The organism is Methyloprofundus sp. (genome assembly GCF_965251085.1).
Classification (GTDB): domain Bacteria; phylum Pseudomonadota; class Gammaproteobacteria; order Methylococcales; family Methylomonadaceae; genus Methyloprofundus.
This window is the reverse complement of record NZ_OZ252594.1, coordinates 893,102-912,254: the sequence shown is the minus strand read 5'-3', so window position 1 is coordinate 912,254 and position 19,153 is coordinate 893,102. Positions and strand designations below refer to the sequence as shown.

The following is a 19,153-nucleotide window of genomic DNA, read 5'->3' as shown; positions in this document are numbered from 1 at the left end:
CTTAATCATCATCCTCAGCAATATCGGTTGAAGACTTGGGTTCAACTAATAATTCTGAGACGCGCATGCCTTTTTCAAATGAGTCATCATAATAAAATTTTATATAAGGCACACTTCTAAGACGCATACGTTTACCCATTTCTGAACGTATATGAGGTGCAGCTTCATTAAGCCATTTAATATTATCTTTTTGGCCCTGTTGATCCGCACCCAACGCAGTGATATATATTTTTGCAGCAGTCAGATCTTTACTCAATTCTACTTCATTGACCGTAATAAAACCGATGCGCGGATCTTTAATACCCTGCTGCAAAATGACCGCTAATTCTTTTTGCATTTGTGAGGCGACTCGCGCACTACGCTTAAACTCTCTGGCCATTATAATTCACGCTGTACTTCAAAGCGCTCAAATACTTCTATCTGATCACCGACTTTAACATCGTTGTAATTTTTCACCCCGATACCACATTCCATGCCCATTTTAACTTCGTTGGCATCCTCTTTAAAACGACGCAATGATTCTAATTGACCTTCGTAAATCACCACGTTCTCACGTAATACACGAATCGGTAAATTACGTTTAACAAAGCCATCAATAACCATACAACCAGCAATCGAACCAAATTTGGGTGAGCGAAAGACATCGCGTACTTCTGCCAAACCCACGATTTTCTCTCTGATTTCCGGCGACAACATACCACTCAGAGATTTCTTCACTTCATCAATAGCATCATAAATAACACTGTAATAATGCAAATCAATTCCTTTTTCCAGAATCAGCTTTCTCGCAGTCGCATCGGCACGCACGTTAAAACCCATTAATACCGCACCGGAAGCTAATGCGAGGTTAGCATCCCCTTCATTGATACCACCCACTCCGCCATACACGACCTTAACTGAGACTTCATCAGTTGAAAGTTTATTCAGTGACTCACGTAATGCTTCCAGACTACCCTGAACATCCGTCTTAATAATGATGTTTAAGTTAGACGTTTCACCAGCCGCCATTTTAGAAAAAACTTCTTCCAGTTTTGATGCCTGCTGAGCAGCATTATGTCTTAATTTGCTTTTGTCTTCTCTATGCTCAGCCAAATCTCTTGCGGCGCGTTCATTGGTTACAACAACAAAATCATCACCCGCATTTGGCGTACCAGATAGTCCAAGTATTTCTACCGGAGTAGAAGGCCCTGCAACCTTAACAACCCCCCCACCTTCATCGAACATGGCTCGAACACGTCCATATTCATGTCCACATAAAACGACCTGGCCTTGCTCCAACGTCCCTTTCTGAACCATAACGGTTGCTACAGCACCGCGCCCCTTATCAAGTCTTGACTCAATCACCAGACCAGATGCCGTACCAACATTAGGCGATTTTAATTCAAGAATTTCAGATTGCAGTATAAGCGATTCAATTAATTCATTAACCCCTTCTCCGGTTTTAGCAGATACTTTAATAAATTGTACATCGCCGCCCCATTCTTCCGGCACAACCTCAATCGCAGAAAGTTCCTGCATGACTTTATCAGGGTTGGCTTCAGGCTTATCCATTTTGTTCATTGCAACAATCATCGGCACACCCGCTGCACGTGCATGTTCCACAGCTTCCTTGGTTTGCGGCATCACGCCATCATCAGCAGCAACAACCACAATAACGACATCAGTAACATCGGCACCACGTGCACGCATGGCAGTAAAGGCAGCATGTCCTGGTGTATCAAGGAAAGTAACTGAGCCATGGTCTGTTTTTACCTGATAAGCACCAATATGTTGGGTAATTCCACCCGCCTCACCTGAAGCAACGCGAGTTTTACGGATATAATCTAATAATGAAGTTTTACCGTGATCAACATGCCCCATAATCGTGACAATTGGCGCTCTTGCAAATTCTTCACGATCATCAGCCTCAGTATGTTCCGCGAGCATATCTGTTTCATGATCTTCTTCACTAACCATGACCGGGTTATGGCCCATTTCTTCGACTAAAATAACCGCTGTTTCCTGATCGATACTTTGATTAATTGTTGACATAATGCCAAGTTTCATCAAGTGCTTAATCACCTCAGCCGCTTTAATACTCATTTTCAGCGCTAATTCAGAAACTATAATATTTTCCGGAATACTAATATCTTTCGCTGCAATTTCAGTAGGCATTTCGAAAGTATGTTTGGCATTAGGATCAACAACAAACTGTTTTTCATTTTTGTTACGCCCACCTTTTTTACGCCCTTTTTTGCCATAAGATGGTTTAGCACCACCGGCTGGCTTGTCAGCGCGTCTATGTACTGTTGCTCCTTTGCCAGCTGGTTTAGCCCCACCTGCAGGTTTTTTCGCCACTGGTTTTCTCGCAGCCCCACCTGCCGTTTTCTTTTCAGCCGCCATTTTTTTAGCGGCCGCCTGCTTCCTTACTTTTTCAGCATTACGCTCAACTGAAGCTTCCAGACGTTGTGCTTTTTCTTTCTGCTGACGCTCGGCCTCAGTTTCTTTTTCTTTCTTTGCCCGCTCGGCTCGCGCATCTTCTTCAAGCTTCCTAACAGCAGCTTGCTTCGCTTCTAATTCAGCTTTTTCTCTCGCGGCTTTATCTCTATGTAACTGTTCTTCAACTTCCTGTTTTTGAGCACGCTCTTCTAGATCTTTTCTAACGCGCTCTAATTCTTCACGCTCTGCATCTGACATAGCATCTTCACGTTTAACATAGGTCTTTTGCTTATTCACCTGAATATTAATCGTTTTAGTATCTTTTCCAGAAACTGTTCCTTGTTTCAGTGAGGTTATGGTGCGGCGTTTCAAGGTGACTTTCTTCGCAGAACTAACTTCCGTTTGTTCATCTTTGCCATGACGCTTACGTAAATGCCCTAATAGGGCCATTTTTTCATCTTCGCTAATCCTGTCTTCAGCAGTATGCGCAGAAATGCCCGCCTCCTTCATTTGCTCTAATAAGCGCTCTAGCGGTATACCAACTATTCCAGCTAACTCTTGTACTGTTTTATCACTCATCTTTAACCCTCGCTGTTTTCGTTAGCAAACCAAGGTTCGCGCGCTTTCATAATTAATTTACCTGCGGTTGCTTCGTCCACATCTGCAAATTCAAGCAAATCATCTACCGCTTGTTCAGCTAAATCATCCATCGTAATAATGCCTTTGCTTGCTAATTCGGCTGCCAACTCATCTGACATGCCTTCCATAGCCAATAAATCGGCTGCGGGTTCTGCTGTTTCAATTTTTTCTTCAGAAGCAATCGCATTAATAAGCAGAAAATCTTTCGCACGTGACCTTAGCGTTTCCACTAACTCCGCATCAAAGCCATCAATTTCCAGCATTTCGCTACTCGGCACATAAGCAATTTCTTCAACTGAGTTAAAGCCAACCTCAACCAGTACTGTTGCTATATCTTTATCGACATTCAACTGCTCGGTAAATTCATCAACTAACTTATGTAGCACTTCTTCAGAATCTTTGTTAACTTCTTCGGCATCGCGAACATTCAGTTCCCAGCCGGTTAACTCGGTTGCCAGGCGCACATTTTGTCCGCCACGCCCTATTGCCTGCGATAAGCTGTCCGATGAGACCGCTACATCCATAGTATGTTTATCTTCATCAACGACGATAGACTCAATCTCAGCAGGAGACATGGCATTAATAACAAACTGTGCATCATTTTCATTCCATAAAATGACATCAATACGCTCTCCATTTAATTCATTGGATATCGTTTGAACTCTTGAGCCGCGCATACCCACACATGCGCCAACTGGATCAATACGAGGATCATTACTGCGCACTGCAACTTTTGCTCTGGAGCCCGGGTCGCGTGCCGCACCTAATACATTGATAAGTTCTTCACCTACTTCAGGCACTTCCAGACGAAATAAAGCGAGTAATAATTCCGGAGCAGTACGACTGACAAATAACTGCGGGCCACGAACTTCAGTACGCACCTCTTTCAAATAGCCGCGTATCCGGTCACCCACTCTAACAGACTCTCTAGGAATCATATGTTCACGTGGAATATACGCATCGGCATTACCGCCCAGATCCATATACACACTGCCCTTTTCAATACGCTTGATTACGCCAGTAACCAATTCTCCAACCTTGTCTATATAGGCATCAGCGACTTTTTTACGCTCCGCTTCACGCACTTTATGAATGATTACTTGCTTGGCTGTCTGCGCAGAAATACGTCCAAATTCGGCTGGCTCGATTTCATCTTCGACGAAATCACCTACTTCTATTTCAGGCTCATCAATTTGCGCTACTTGCAATGCAATTTGTGTCGTCGGGAACTCTATACCCCCGGGAAATTCTTCACTTTCCTCAATCACTTCCCAACGCCGGTAAGTCGTATTTGTACCGGTAATACGATCTATAGAAACACGTGCTTTAATAGGAAATTCAAAACGCGATATGGTTGCACTTTCCAGTGCGGACTCGATTGCCTGAAAAATAATTTCTTTTTCTATATCTTTTTCGTTAGAAAAAACATCTACAACCAATAAAACATCTTTATCTGCCATCTAGACCTCCTTATATTGAATAGTCTGGCTCAAGCCGTGCTTTTGACATCGCTTGAAATGGAACTTTATAAACCTGACCATCCTGCTGCAAATAAACATCATTATCTACAACCTTTTCGATCAACCCTGTTATTTTTCGTCTACCGCCGACAGGCTTAAATAAATTCACCTCGGCCGTGTGACCTATAAATTGTTCAAACTGCTTTAACTTAAATAGTGGCCTCTCCATGCCAGGCGATGAAACTTCTAAATTATACTCCCCAGCTATAGGGTCTTCTACATCCAGAACGCCGCTCACTTGATGGCTGACTCTAGTGCAGTCCTCCATGCCAACTCCTTGCTCGGCATCAATAAAAATACGCAAAAACCCATGTTTAGGATGAGAGTTATATTCAACCCCCACGCATTCATAACCCAGCCCTTCGACCACGGGTTCAATTAATTCAAGTAAATGTTCAGGAGCCTGTTTCATTACGTCTCACTTTCTTGCACACATAAAAAAAGAGGCTAAAGCCCCTTCCACACAATCTTAATCACTGCTTTCTACCGCCTAGAAACAGAAAAACCCCAATAATGGGGCTTGTACACCAAGGAAAGTACTCTAAAATACAATCCTGAAGTTATTGGTATTTGCCAAATAACTTAAAACACACATCGAACTACTAAGACTGAGTATTATATATTTGAATCTAAATTATTGCAATACTTAGTTTGTGCTCGATCAGGAAATATAGTCGACTTTTACTCACATCTTTTATTGTCTATCATCCTTGCACATTGCAAGAAAAGAGGCTTCCAATCTTCTTTAATAAAATTGCACCCAATATAAAGCCAATTACACTTCAACGACACATATTTACTATACTTCGTACGGATGCGGAGAATATAGTGAGCTTATTTTTGTCAATAGCAAAGCCTGCCCCGTACTTGATGCGGGGACGCTGAAACAGGCGCATAGCTGGCTACATAACGATTTCAGCAACGTAGCTATCGGCAAAAACTCAGCCGCCAGAAATCCGCACCCGTAACCACGCGAAGTATATTATAAAAAAACAACAAAACCGATCAACCCGGTAAAATACTCTTATGAGTATGAATAGACATTAAAATACCAAACCCAGCAAACAAGGTCACCATGGATGTGCCCCCATAACTTATCAAAGGCAAAGGAATTCCAACGACTGGTAAAATGCCGATAACCATACCAATATTGACAAAGGCATAGACAAAAAAAGTACATACCAAGCTACCCGCAAGTAATCTGCCATAAGTGTCTTGGGCCTGCACCGCAATATAAAAGCCCCGTGCAATAATAAAGATATAGACTGCCAGCAAGCCAAGGCAACCTAACAGACCAAATTCTTCGGCAAAGACAGCAAAAATAAAATCGGTCGAGCTTTCGGGTAAAAAGTCTAATTGCGACTGAGTATTTCCCTGCCAGCCTTTGCCATACACGCCGCCCGAGCCAATCGCTATCTTCGACTGGATAATATGGTAGCCCTTGCCCATAGGGTCCATTTCAGGATCCAGGAAGGTAAGCACCCGATCCTTTTGATATCCGCGCATAAAAAACTGCCAATATACCGGAGCAAGTGCCGCCAGGCTAAAAGCACTGACTAATAAAAAACGCCAGGACAGACCGGCAAAATAAAGCACTGAAACGCCTGAACTTGCCACTAACAAAGAAGTGCCTAAATCAGGCTGGCGTATAATTAATACCGTAGGGATTAAAATAAAAACAGTGGCTATAAAAATATGCCGCCATTTGGGGGGGATTTCATGCCCCGATAGATACCAGGCAATCATCATGGGTGTCGTTATTTTAATCATTTCTGAAGGCTGGAAGCGAAATACACCCAAGTCTAACCAACGCTGCGCACCTTTCCCAACATCGCCAAACAGCAAAACAGCGACTAACAATATTACGCCAAGACTGTAAAGCAAAATGGAAAAACGCTGGAACTGGCGCGGATCTACATGCGCTAAAACAATCATTAACACACCCGCAATCCCCATCCGCGCCGACTGACGAATAAGTAGCGCCAACTCCTTATTGCCCGCGCTATACAGCATCATAAAGCTTAATATGAGTAGTAGCAGCAATCCGATAAGTAGCGGTATATCAATATGTAACTTGCGTAACAAACGACCAATTAAAGAATGCTCCTTAAATTGCTCTGCTCTATGTTCTACCTTCATTAGTCATTTTCTCGATTGATTCGCCAAATACACATCATCCTAGAAACCGTAGTTGAACACGGATTTTGTGGACAATCTGAGTGCGAGAGACAAGATACCGCTCGCAGGCAATGGCGGTAGCCCCTGGACTGATCTGTAACACAGCATTTCATGCTCAGATTTATTCACAAAATCCGTGTTCAACTGCGGTTTTCAGGATCATTGTAGGGCGATGCTTTAGCGCGCTGATATTGCACGATTTTCTGGACTAGAACTTATTTTCTAATCTTATTCAACAGGCTCACTTTTATTTGCCAGATATTGCTTAATCACAGCGGCAGCAATCGGTGCTGCGACCGAACTTCCATGACTACCGTGCTCGGCTATCACTGCAACTGCAATTTTAGGATTATTGGCAGGGGCAAAAGCAATAAACAAAGCATGATCACGCATATTAAAGGCAATTTCATCTTCATTATATTCCTCGTCTTGCTTCACGGTATACACTTGCGCTGTACCGGTTTTACCTGCTATCTGGTAGTCTATGCCTTTTGCTATTCGCTTCGCTGTTCCTCGTGGAGAATGAACAACATGAACCATAGCAGCGATGATGTTCTGTACATTAGATGGCTTAAGTTCGATACTCTTTTGCGCAGAACGCTTGACGGTCACTTCCCTGTCTCCATCAATAATACGTTCGGCTAAATAAGGCGTCACAATCTGCCCTTGACTAGCCAGAGTCGCCGTTGCCCTTGCTAATTGCATAGGCGTAACCTGAGTAAACCCCTGCCCGATCCCGGTAATCAAAGTTTCCCCTGGAAACCAGGCCTGCTGTCGGTTAATACGCTTCCACTCTCTTGATGGCAATAAGCCGGCCTTCTCGCCTTTTAAATCGATCTCTGTTTTCTGACCAAAACCAAATTTATGTAAAAAACTGGATAACTTGTCGATCCCTAAAGCCAGTGACATATCATAAAAATACACATCACATGACTGCGTAATAGCAATATCCAAATTAACTTTACCGTGCCCCCACTTCTTCCAGTCCCTATATTTATGAGATTTATTGGGTAATTGATAATAACCGGGGCAAAATAAAGTCTGATGCATATGCGTCACTTTATGCTCCAGACCCGCCAATCCGATAAAAGGCTTTAAGGTTGAACCAGGGGGGTATTGACCACGTAAAACACGGTCAAACAAAGGTTTGTTGTTAGATGAATTGAGTGCTTTATAATCAGCGTAGCTAATGCCTGAAACGAATAAATTTGGATCAAAACTGGCTTTACTCACTTGCACTAAAACACCGCCCGTTTCAACATCTATCGCAACAACAGCACCATTATATTCAGCCAAAGCATCGTAAGCGACTTTTTGCAAATCAACATCTAATGTCAGATAGACATCAGCCCCGGGAATGGGTTTTATTTTACCCAGTTCATTAATGGGCTTGCCCTGAGCATTGGTTTCAATTTCAGAATAACCTGCATGTCCGCGCAAAACATCTTCATAGGCACGTTCCACACCAACCTTACCAATAGTATGTATAGAGCGATATTCTGCTTCGGGCAATATCTTTAGTTCTTGCTCATTAATCCGCCCGACGTAGCCGACCACGTGCGCGGTTAAATCAGCATAAGGATAATGGCGGTTCAAACGAGCATGTATATCAACACCTGGAAAGGTATGTCTTAACACTGCAAATTTGGCAACATCAGTATTACTCAATTGCATCAACAAGGGAATGCTATCGAAGCGCTTATAGCGCTTCCTGTGTTTTTTAAAGGCCGCTATTTTCTCCTCAGAAATAGCCAGCGCTACTTGTAGTCGGTGCAGTGTATCGTCTACATCAGCGACTTGTTCAGGAATAATCTCCAGGCTATAAGAAGGCAGATTTTCAGCAAGAATCCGCCCCTGCTTATCATAAATAATTCCACGCGTAGGGGGCACAGAAGTGACTTTTATCCGGTTATTAGTCGCCATCCCGTGATACCGACTATGCCCTGCCACTTGCAAGTAAATCAACCGAGAAATCAATCCTGCTATTAAAAATAGCATCACTATAAATAGAATAACCGTTCTACTCAGAAAAATTCGGTTCTCTAAAAAACTATCTTTAATTGCCTGGTGTCGACGCATTAGTAAGAATAAAAGCGTAGGTTACGCATCAGCATGATAATAAGCGGCCAGATTAATCCACCTGTTAGAACTGGCAACCAGAATTGCGGCGGCATGGCCAGACCATTTATGCGCTCCAGCCAAAAAATAATAATCTGGGCAACTAATAAAATCAGACAAACAAATAAGCTTTGTTGAATGATAGGATTATGCCTGATGCGTTTATGTTGCTTAATACTCAGGTAAATACTTGCAGCATAAGCAAGCGCGTATTGCCCAAGTAATTGCCCGGTCAGCACATCAACCAGTAAACCAACAAACCAGGCTTTGCCGACACCTGCCGCTTCAGGAGTGGCCAGAGACCAGTATATCAATACCAGCAAGACCCAGTCCGGCATTAGGTTTAGCGTGGGCGTAGCCCAGGGAATAATAGTTAAAGCCATGGCAACAATGATAGTCAACCAATAACCCAATAATGTCGCGTGCCTACTCTGTACCATTTTCTTCAACAACCATTTGCTTGCTTAGAGGAATCACTTGATCATTACTCCACACGATTAGCAACTCTCTGCTAGTATTTAAAGCCGCACTCGGCTCCGCTTGAATAATAGCAAAGGGTTTGTCTGGCTGTTCAACGAAAGAACTCACTACTGCCACCGGGTAACCTTGCGGAAACACCCCGCCCAACCCTGAAGTAATTAATAAATCTCCAGGCACAATATCCGCATTATTAGGCAGAAAAGGTAAGTTCAATTGATTTAACTGGCCACTACCAATGGCAATAGTATGTAAACCGTTGCGATTTACCTGAACCGGGATCGCATGGTTCGGATCGGTGATTAAAATAATTTCTGAACTCAAAGGCAGGGCTTTAGCAACCTGACCAACAATACCATTTTCATCTAAAACCGCCTGCCCCTTAGAGATTCCAAAGCGATTGCCTTTATTAACCACCACGACATGTTCGTATGGTGCAAGGTTAACGGATATTAACTCTGCCACCAGCACTTGCTCACCCAGTTTAAATGAACTATCCAACAGTGATCGCAAACGTATATTTTCTCTTTCTAAGTCAGCAAACTTTAATAATTTTGCATTATTAATAAGATGCTGCCTTTTTAGGTCTTTATTCTCACTGAACAACTCTTTATAGCCTTTTAATGAACCGATGGTGTCAACAAAAAGGCTATTAGGCAGGCCAACGACATATTGAATCGGATACAAAAACACCGAGAAAAAATCACGCAAAGGCTTTAAAGTATCACTTTTGTGATCCACAGTAAGCAGGGCAATAGACAATAGAACCACGATAAGTAAACGCGTATTAATCGACGGGCCAGTAGCAAATAAAAGTTTTATAGTCGTTTATCCTGTTTATATAGTAAGAGCAATCTCATTTTAGCATCAAATCTTTAGCTGATGACCCATTGCTCTCCTTTTACAGGAATCTCGGGGTTAAGGAACGAGAAATCAATAATACCCGAAACTAGACCTATGAATTTTGGATTTCATAAAATCCTCACTCCTAAGGCAACTCGCAATAAATAACCCATCCACCTTGCTGGTCTTTTTGTCCGTCTTCTGCGTTGTAGAAATAGTTACGTAGCTAGCTATGCGCCTATTTCTACGCCTTGAAGACAAACAAAAATCCTACGCAATATGGGTGGGTTATTTATTGCGCGTTACCTAAGCAATGAACTCATCAAACATTGCGCAAATGTAAGGTGCGTTCTAAGCACAACCAGCGAATAGTGCGTGGAACACACCCTACAAAAAGCTATTCTAAAGAAAATGCAGACAGGCCCTTTTCATCCAGTATTTCCAGAACCATACCACCACCTCTTGCAACACAGGTCAAAGGATCATCTGCGATATAAACTGGCAAACCCGTTTCTTCTGATATCAAACGATCAATATCTTTTAACAACGCTCCCCCGCCTGTTAATACGATACCGCGCGTAGCAACATCAGCACCTAATTCAGGGGGAGTTTGTTCTAGCGCAACCTTAACCGCACCGACGATACCTGACAAAGGTTCTTGCAAGGCTTCTAAAATTTCGTTGCTATTAAGCGTAAAACCACGCGGCACACCCTCAGCAAGGTTGCGCCCTTTTACCTCAATTTCCATAATTTCACTACCCGGATAAGCAGTTCCAATTTCATGCTTGATTCTTTCCGCAGTCGCTTCACCAATTAAAGTACCGTAATTTCTGCGTACATAATTGATAATAGCTTCATCAAAACGGTCTCCGCCTATTCTTACCGAAGCAGAATACACAATACCATTTAGCGATATAATTGCCACTTCCGAGGTACCACCGCCTATATCCAGCACCATCGAGCCATGTGCTTCATCCACCGGTAATCCCGCACCAATCGCTGCTGACATCGGCTCTTCTATTAAATAAACCTCACGTGCACCCACCATTGCAGCAGACTCTCTAATCGCACGTCGCTCCACTTGAGTTGAGCCACAAGGCACACAAATCAGAATACGTGGACTAGGACGAAAAAACTTGTTCTCATGCACTTTTTTGATAAACTCGCGCAACATACGCTCGGTTACCGCAAAATCGGCAATCACACCATCCTTTAAAGGACGAATAGCAGTAATGTTACCCGGCGTACGACCTATCATTAATTTTGCATCAGCGCCGACTGCTGCAATCATTTTGGAACCGCGAACCCGATCTTCTTTAATGGCAACGACAGAGGGCTCATTTAGGACAATACCTTGTCCTGGTATATAAATAAGTGTATTAGCAGTGCCTAAATCAATCGATAGGTCATTAGAAAACATGCCACGTATTTTATTAAACATTAATTCCTGTTCCTGAACACATAGAAAATCTTGTTACTTTAACAATCAATGAGGTATTTGGGCAAGATATAAAGTATCATATTGCGTTATTCGCTAGTATTCAGTCCACATTACGGGCTAGTCACCAGGCGAGAAAACGAGTTGAGAACCTATAGTTTAGTGGAGTAAAAATGTCGTTAACAGCTGATGATGTTAATAAAATCGCCTATTTAGCACGCCTGGGAATTGATACCCAGGACACCGAGTCCTATGCCAGCGATTTATCGGGTATATTAGATTTAGTTGCCCAGATGAGTACTATCGATACCGATAACGTTGCACCTATGGCACACCCTCTTGATCAGGCACAACGCTTGCGCACAGATCAAGTTACTGAAAGCAATCATCGCGATACCTTTCAGAATATTGCCCCGCAAGTTGAAGCGGGTCTGTATCTGGTGCCTAAAGTCATCGAATAAGGAAATTACATGCACACTAAAACCATTGTACAGCTCGCTAAAGGGCTACAGACCGGTGACTATTCCAGCGTAGAATTGACCCAGTCTTTTCTTGATCGCATCAAGCAACACCAGAACCTTAATAGCTTTATTAGTATTACAGAAACAGAGGCACTAGCTGCTGCAAAGCTGGCAGACTCAGCTCTCGCCAAAGGGGATGCGCCCTTGCTAACAGGCATCCCTATTGCCCATAAAGATATTTTTTGTACTCAAGGCATTAAAACCAGTTGTGGTTCTAAAATGCTGGATAATTTTATTGCACCGTATAACGCAACGGTCGTGGATAAACTCAATGCCGCTGGCACAGTATCACTGGGTAAATTAAATATGGACGAATTCGCCATGGGCTCGTCTAATGAAACCAGTTTTTACGGTAGCGTACACAATCCCTGGGCAGAAAATACCGTACCTGGAGGTTCATCGGGCGGCTCTGCTGCTGCAGTTGCTGCACGTTTAATCCCTGGAGCAACAGGAACCGACACCGGTGGCTCTATACGTCAGCCGGCGGCTCTGTGTGGTATCACCGGTTTAAAGCCCACTTATGGCCGCGTATCCCGTTACGGCATGGTTGCCTACGCATCCAGCCTGGACCAGGGCGGCCCTATGACGCAGACAGCAGAGGATGCAGCACTTATGCTACAAGCTATGGCCGGATTTGATCCTAAGGACTCAACTAGCTTAGATCGCGAAGTGCCTAATTATAGTGCTGGGTTAAACAGTAGCCTAGCAGGCTTAAAAATTGGATTGCCCAAAGAATTTTTTGATGCTGCACTCAACAGCGAAATGGCATCAGCCATAGAAGCTGCAATTAATGAATATAAAAAACTGGGCGCGGAAGTTGTCGACGTTTCCATGCCTAATTTAAAATTAGCAATCCCGGCATATTACGTTATTGCCCCAGCTGAATGCTCAGCCAACCTGTCCCGTATGGATGGAGTGCGCTTTGGCCATCGCTGTGCTAATCCAGCTGATTTGAACGATTTATATATTCGCTCCAGAGGCGAAGGCTTTGGTACAGAAGTTAAACGCCGAATCTTGATGGGCACCTATGCATTATCCGAAGGCTACTATGATGCCTATTATATTAAGGCGCAGAAAATTCGCCGCCTAATCAGCGATGATTTTAATAAAGCGCTGGAACACGTTGACGTCATTATGGGACCAGTCACCCCTACCCCGGCATTTGGTATTGGTGAAAAAACCAGTGACCCTATCGAAATGTATTTAGCGGATATCTATACCATCGCTATTAACCTGGCTGGATTGCCTGCGATGTCTATCCCAGCAGGTTTTATCAATAATAAACCCGTCGGACTGCAGATCATTGGCAATTACTTTGCCGAAGCAAAGCTGCTTAATGTGGCACACCAATATCAGCAAGTCACCGACTGGCACCAACAAACTCCAAAAGGCTTTGAGTAAGGAATCACATATGCAATGGGAAACCGTTATCGGGCTGGAAATTCACGCCCAACTGGCAACAAAAACAAAAATATTTTCAGGTGCATCTACCGCGTATGGCGCTGAACCCAATACGCAAGCCTGCGCTGTAGACATAGGCCTACCGGGCGTATTACCTGTGTTAAATCAGGAAGTGGTACGTATGGCCGTTAAATTTGGCCTGGCAATCGAAGCCGAAATCGCTAATTATTCTGTCTTCGCCAGAAAAAATTACTTCTACCCCGATCTACCCAAAGGCTATCAAATCAGCCAGATGGATGACCCGATCGTAGGTATCGGTCATATGAATATAGAAGTGGATGGTCACACTAAACGCGTGGGTGTTACTCGCGCGCATTTAGAAGAAGATGCAGGAAAATCATTACACGAGAATTTTCAAGGCCTAACAGGCATCGACCTAAACCGTGCCGGTACACCTTTACTAGAAATCGTGTCAGAACCGGATATGCGCTCTGCCAAAGAAGCCGTCGCTTATATGCGTAAAGTTCACCAACTGGTGCAATACCTAGATATTTGTGATGGCAATATGCAGGAAGGTTCATTTCGTTGTGATGCCAATGTTTCAGTGCGCCCCATAGGCCAGGAAGAATATGGCACACGTACTGAATTAAAAAATATCAATTCATTCAAATTTGTAGAAAAAGCGATCAACATCGAAGTCGAACGACAGATCGACATTATTGAAGCGGGTGGCAGAATTACACAGGAAACACGGTTGTATGATGCAGATAAAAATGAAACCCGTTCCATGCGTAGCAAGGAAGAAGCCAATGACTATCGCTACTTCCCAGACCCTGACTTACTGCCCGTGTTTATCAGCGAAGCACTGCTTGCTGAGGTAAAAGCCGAGCTACCCGAATTACCGGAACTTAAAAGAGCACGCTTTATAGCGGACTATCAATTGGACCTTGAGACGGCTGGCATATTATCCAGTTCAAAAGAACTGGCAAATTATTTTGAATCCTTAGTTAAAGAATCAGGCTGTGATGCAAAAATTTGTAGCAACTGGGTAACCGGAGACTTAATAGCGGCGCTTAATAAACAATGCCTGAATATCAATCAGTCCCCCGTAAGCTATCAGCGCCTGGCAGGCTTATTAAAACGCATTGCAGACAATACAATCTCAGGCAAAATCGCCAAACAGGTATTTGAAGCCATGTTGAGCAGTGAAGACAGTGCCGATAATATTATTGAAGCACAGGGGTTAAAACAAATTACTGACAGCGGAGCCATTGAAGCGATTATCGATAAAATCATCGCCGACAATCCTGCTCAGGTTGAGCAATACCTTAGCGGAAAGGATAAAGTGTTCGGTTTCTTTGTTGGACAAACCATGAAAGCTTCGCAAGGCAAAGCAAACCCAGGCGAGGTTAACAAAATTCTTAAAGACAAACTAAAGCGTTAATCAATAACAGTTTTTTCTATCTCAACAATAGGTTATCAAAATGAGTTTTAAAACAAGTTTAGCAAAAGTAGCAATAAAACTAACCCCGAATAGATTAATTATGTGGGTCGCCAATATAATTCTTAAAGACATTGCAGCATTAACTGCTTTTAGCTTTGACATTGATACACGCAAATCTTATGTACAAATACAATTAGTTGGCGAATCAGAAACGATTGATGTCTGGTTAGAAGATTTTGCTATCACTAAGGACAATGGCAATTACCATATGCTTATTCAACACGCTAAATCAAATCGGGTATGGCTGGATAACCTACTGTCTCGCGTAGCAAACAAAGCATGGAGGATCCCAGCCCCACCACAACTAGCAAACCATATTGATTTTCTCGCAGAGCTTTTTAAACCCGAAAGTCAACAACTGGATCATAGCTAAGGAACGCGCACGGAATAAGTTGAGCATCTGGCGCAGGATTTTTATTCGTATTCAAAGCCTGCCCCGTGCTTGATACGGGGACGTAAAAACAGGCGCACAGCCAGCTACGCAACAGTTTCTACAACGCATAAGACAGATAAAAAGATCAACCAGTTGCTTAAGTTATTTCGTGCACATTCCTTAAGGATCACCCACGAAATAAATTCTAAAACAAGTAATGGAATCGGGATCTTTAATCATGCGGTTTCCATGCGGGACTAAAGATCCCAATTCCAGGTAGACTAATTTTTTCCGTGCATATTCCTGCGAGCTAACTCCCTGCAAAAGCCTCAGAGAATATTTCTCGCAATCTCAAACAGGCTTATCTTAATGATAACCCTCTACTAAATAACCGACAACTTGCAAAAACCAGCCTCAAGCTACCCCATACTTTATTCCTTTCGTCGCTGTCCCTATGCAATGCGTGTGCGAATGGCTCTGAAATATAGTGGCATCAGTGTCTATTTGCGCGAGGTCGAATTAAAAAACAAACCCCGGGAATTATTCCAATGCTCGTCTAAAGGAACCGTGCCTGTACTGACGCTTACAGATGGAACGATCATAGATGAAAGTCGAGATATTATGTTATGGGCAATTAACCTAAACGACCCAGATCACTGGTGCACAAAAAGTGGATCGACTGAAATAAATTACTTGTTGAATGAAAATGACTACAGCTTTAAGAACTGGCTAGACAAATATAAATATGCAGATCGCTATCCCGAACAAACTGCTGAATATTATCGCAGTCAAGGGGAACAGTTTTTAGGATTACTAGAAAAAAAGTTAAGCGAGCACCTTTTTTTAATGGGAGACAACATTACTCTGGCAGATATAGGCATTTTCCCCTTTATCCGTCAATTTGCCTTTGTCGATAGGAGCTGGTTTTCCCAGTCACCCTACCCTAAACTACAAATCTGGTTAGAATATTTCCTGCAATCTGAGTTATTTACCAGTGTTATGGAAAAATATCCGCCCTGGACTGAGTCTACAAAATCAATAATACTTGGTAATAATTGCTCTACTAAACTGATCAAAACCACCCGACCAGCTCAGTAACTATCAACCATATATAGCGTCAATCATGGTTAATAACGACATCTATAAATTTATCAAAACATTTGTTGATTACACACCAGCAGTCACTCTAATAATATTTACATATCATTGATGCGCAGCCTGCACATTGTTACGGAATGCGGGAAATAGGTGCCACGAATATCCATATTACGCAAGCGCCTTAATCCTAGAAAAATCAGTTGCTCACGGTTTCTAGCACTGCCTATTACCCATAAATTACAGCTGGACAATCAAGAATAATTATTGCATGCTATAAGGCATGAATAAACAAAACCAAATCAAACGAACACTCTCCTTATCAAGCAATATAGAATACATCAAACAATTACTGGAAGGCAAGGGAGTTGCACATAGAAGCGATTTAGCCAAACAAGTCTGTACACACTTTGAATTTCACGATGCACGCGGGAAAATGCAAACCAGTGGCTGCCTGAAAGCACTCCGTGCTCTAGAATCATCGGGGCATTTTGAGCTACCCAGGGTGCAACACAAAACGGGCACAAAATCACCCCGCCGTTTAACGGACTCCGTACCACATCCTGTTGATGTACCCGATGAAGTCAGGCACATTGCAGCGCTTGAATTGGTACTAGTACAAGAGGCAGATCAGATGCGAACCTGGAATGAACTGATGCTTACAGAACACTACCTGAAAGCAGCAATATTGGTGGGCAGGCAAATGCGCTACCTGATTCGTTCCGAGCATGGCTGGTTAGGAGGGATTGGGTATGCCGCGCCGGCTTTGCAATTATCCGCCCGCGATCAATGGATAGGCTGGAATCAAGAAGAGCATCAAGCACAGCTCCATATGATCGTCGGGATGAGTCGTTTTTTGATCCGTCCCAGTGTCAACTGCAAAAACCTGGCATCGAAAGTACTAGGCATGAGCATGGCAACGATAGCAAAAGATTTTAACCGGCAGTATGGATACTCACCCTTGCTCATTGAAAGCTTTGTTGATACCGAGCACTATTCGGGCACCTGCTATAAGGCTTCAAACTGGTTGGCCATCGGAAAAACCAAAGGGCGGGGACGCCAGGACCGGCATAATGACTCGACATTAAGTCAAAAAACGATTTATATGTACCCACTCGATACCTCTTTCAGGAAACAGCTGGGATTATCAGCCAATGCAGGTCTGGGCGCACTGACTATCAGTGAAGGACTGGATGCTGAGCAATGGGCCGAACATGAATTTGGCGGTGCGCCACTGGGCGATAAACGATTAAGTAAAAGGCTCGTCAACGTCGCTGATGCTAAAGCCCAGAATCCTGGCAGTGCCTTCTCAGGGACAGTTGAAGGTGACTGGCCCGCCACCAAGGCCTACTATCGCATGATTGACCAGCCAGAAGGCTCAGCCGTTAATCTGGAAAATATCTTGCAACCTCACCGCGAACGGACAGCGCGACGGATGATGGGGCAAAAAACGGTGCTATGCCTGCAAGATGGCAGTGAACTCAACTACACAAACCTGGATAAATGCAGTGGCTTAGGAGAGTTGAAAGCCAACCAGACCGGTGCAAAAACCAAAGGACTGACTTTACACTCAAGCTTCGCCATTGCGCCCAATGGCTTGCCATTGGGCGTCCTAAAAGCACAGTGTATTGCTCCGCACCCCCGATTGCCCGATGACAAACGTAAACCATCAAAAATACCGATTGAAGAAAAAAGACCTTTGTCTGGATAGAGCACCACCGTGACCTGGTTGAATTAGCGGCAACCATGCCGCAAACACAACTGATTAATGTCTGTGACCGGGAAGCTGATTTTTTTGAATTGTTTGATGAACAAAGAAAAAATCCCTGTGTTGAACTGCTTATTCGTGCTCAGCACGACCGTAATATTAATGAATCCCCCTTCAAGCTGTTCGCAGCCATTCGTGAAACCAGAGTACAAAGTCGAGTTAGCGTCAATGTTCCCCAGCAAAGTGCCCGGCCTAAAAAAAGCAAGCAAAAAGCCAAAGCAGCAAGACCAGGAAGGCGGGCAGAACTGGCATTGCGTCACTTAGCCATACAACTCCCTGCTCCCAGCTATTATCATGACAAAGAGCCGGTTGAAATACAGCTTATCCATGCGCTAGAAGAAAACCCGCCTCAAGGCACAAAGGCCGTCGAGTGGTTTTTACTGACAACGATTAAAATTGAATCCGCAAAGGACATTGAAAAGTGTTTGCGTTGGTATACGTTGCGCTGGCGAATTGAAGACTGGCATCGTGTGCTAAAATCAGGCTGTAAAATTGACGATCTTGCTCATGAAACGGCTGAGCGGTTGCGTCGGGCGATTGGTATCAATCTGGTTATCGCCTGGCGGATCATGCTCATGACGCTTCTGGGTAGAGAAACGCCTGAGCTTCCTGCTGAAATATTATTTTCTGATGTTGACTTGCGTACCCTGCACGCCTACGCAAAAAAAAAGATTAAACCCCCCTTTGTTACTAGGTGAAGCTGTACAATTGGTAGCAAGAATTGGAGGACATCTGGGGCGGAAAAAAGATCCCCCGCCCGGTCATCAAATCATGTGGCGAGGGTACGCAGCTTTGCAGCTTTTGTGTGCCGGGTTCTTGCTACTGGAAGGCGGGTGATATTGTGTGTCATGATTTATGGG

At 43.6% G+C, this 19,153-nt stretch carries 16 protein-coding genes; 7 read left to right on the top strand and 9 right to left on the bottom strand.

Going from position 1 to position 19,153, the window contains the following annotated elements; translation table 11 throughout:
* Nucleotide 1: 1 nt before the first annotated feature.
* The 9 genes from rbfA to ACQY3F_RS04290 all read right to left on the bottom strand — a co-directional run bounded on the left by rbfA (nt 2) and on the right by ACQY3F_RS04290 (nt 11,634).
* Nucleotides 2-379 (bottom strand): 30S ribosome-binding factor RbfA, encoded by a 378-nt coding sequence (gene rbfA, locus ACQY3F_RS04330; RefSeq protein WP_428353756.1) that lies wholly within the window; start codon nt 377-379, stop codon nt 2-4.
* Entirely contained in the window at nt 379-2,997 is a 2,619-nt protein-coding gene (gene infB, locus ACQY3F_RS04325) for a translation initiation factor IF-2 (RefSeq protein ID WP_428353755.1), read from the bottom strand. Before infB ends, rbfA begins: the two co-directional genes overlap by 1 nt.
* A gap of 2 nt (nt 2,998-2,999) precedes the next feature.
* Nucleotides 3,000-4,517: a transcription termination factor NusA gene (nusA, locus tag ACQY3F_RS04320; protein WP_428353754.1), complete on the bottom strand. Its 1,518-nt coding sequence runs from the start codon at nt 4,515-4,517 to the stop codon at nt 3,000-3,002.
* 10 nt (nt 4,518-4,527) lie between these two features.
* Nucleotides 4,528-4,989 carry a ribosome maturation factor RimP gene (rimP, locus tag ACQY3F_RS04315; protein WP_428353753.1) on the bottom strand — a complete coding sequence of 154 codons (462 nt, stop codon included), beginning with the start codon at nt 4,987-4,989 and terminating at the stop codon, nt 4,528-4,530.
* Nucleotides 4,990-5,582: 593 nt separating this feature from the next.
* The gene (rodA, locus tag ACQY3F_RS04310) at nt 5,583-6,716 is read right to left on the bottom strand and encodes a rod shape-determining protein RodA (RefSeq protein ID WP_428353752.1); all 1,134 of its coding nucleotides are present in this window, start codon (nt 6,714-6,716) and stop codon (nt 5,583-5,585) included.
* A gap of 267 nt (nt 6,717-6,983) precedes the next feature.
* Complete coding sequence (mrdA, locus tag ACQY3F_RS04305) at nt 6,984-8,834, bottom strand: penicillin-binding protein 2 (RefSeq protein WP_428353751.1); 1,851 nt, start codon at nt 8,832-8,834, stop codon at nt 6,984-6,986.
* Nucleotides 8,834-9,274 carry a rod shape-determining protein MreD gene (mreD, locus tag ACQY3F_RS04300; RefSeq protein WP_428353750.1) on the bottom strand — a complete coding sequence of 147 codons (441 nt, stop codon included), beginning with the start codon at nt 9,272-9,274 and terminating at the stop codon, nt 8,834-8,836. The genes mrdA and mreD overlap by 1 nt, the downstream gene beginning before the upstream one ends.
* 25 nt (nt 9,275-9,299) lie before the next feature.
* A complete protein-coding gene (gene mreC, locus ACQY3F_RS04295; RefSeq protein WP_428357606.1) occupies nt 9,300-10,172 on the bottom strand; it encodes a rod shape-determining protein MreC in 873 nt (290 codons plus the stop codon).
* Between the two features lie 418 nt (nt 10,173-10,590).
* Nucleotides 10,591-11,634, bottom strand: a complete 1,044-nt coding sequence (locus ACQY3F_RS04290; protein WP_428353749.1) for a rod shape-determining protein — start codon at nt 11,632-11,634, stop codon at nt 10,591-10,593.
* Nucleotides 11,635-11,804: 170 nt separating this feature from the next.
* On the opposite strand from ACQY3F_RS04290, the gene gatC reads away from it, so the two are divergent.
* The 7 genes from gatC (at nt 11,805) to ACQY3F_RS04255 (ending at nt 18,991) form a co-directional block, all read left to right on the top strand.
* Entirely contained in the window at nt 11,805-12,092 is a 288-nt protein-coding gene (gene gatC, locus ACQY3F_RS04285) for an Asp-tRNA(Asn)/Glu-tRNA(Gln) amidotransferase subunit GatC (RefSeq protein ID WP_428353748.1), read from the top strand.
* Between the two features lie 9 nt (nt 12,093-12,101).
* Nucleotides 12,102-13,553 (top strand): Asp-tRNA(Asn)/Glu-tRNA(Gln) amidotransferase subunit GatA, encoded by a 1,452-nt coding sequence (gene gatA / locus ACQY3F_RS04280; RefSeq protein ID WP_428353747.1) that lies wholly within the window; start codon nt 12,102-12,104, stop codon nt 13,551-13,553.
* A 10-nt stretch (nt 13,554-13,563) separates the two neighbouring features.
* Nucleotides 13,564-14,997 carry an Asp-tRNA(Asn)/Glu-tRNA(Gln) amidotransferase subunit GatB gene (gene gatB / locus ACQY3F_RS04275; protein WP_428357605.1) on the top strand — a complete coding sequence of 478 codons (1,434 nt, stop codon included), beginning with the start codon at nt 13,564-13,566 and terminating at the stop codon, nt 14,995-14,997.
* A gap of 40 nt (nt 14,998-15,037) precedes the next feature.
* Complete coding sequence (locus ACQY3F_RS04270; RefSeq protein WP_428353746.1) at nt 15,038-15,430, top strand: hypothetical protein; 393 nt, start codon at nt 15,038-15,040, stop codon at nt 15,428-15,430.
* A 399-nt stretch (nt 15,431-15,829) separates the two neighbouring features.
* Nucleotides 15,830-16,528: a glutathione S-transferase gene (locus ACQY3F_RS04265; RefSeq protein ID WP_428353745.1), complete on the top strand. Its 699-nt coding sequence runs from the start codon at nt 15,830-15,832 to the stop codon at nt 16,526-16,528.
* A gap of 280 nt (nt 16,529-16,808) precedes the next feature.
* Nucleotides 16,809-18,236 (top strand): IS4/Tn5 family transposase DNA-binding protein, encoded by a 1,428-nt coding sequence (locus ACQY3F_RS04260; RefSeq protein WP_428353744.1) that lies wholly within the window; start codon nt 16,809-16,811, stop codon nt 18,234-18,236.
* A 35-nt stretch (nt 18,237-18,271) separates the two neighbouring features.
* Nucleotides 18,272-18,991: an IS4 family transposase gene (locus tag ACQY3F_RS04255; protein WP_428353743.1), complete on the top strand. Its 720-nt coding sequence runs from the start codon at nt 18,272-18,274 to the stop codon at nt 18,989-18,991.
* Nucleotides 18,992-19,153 lie beyond the last annotated feature (162 nt).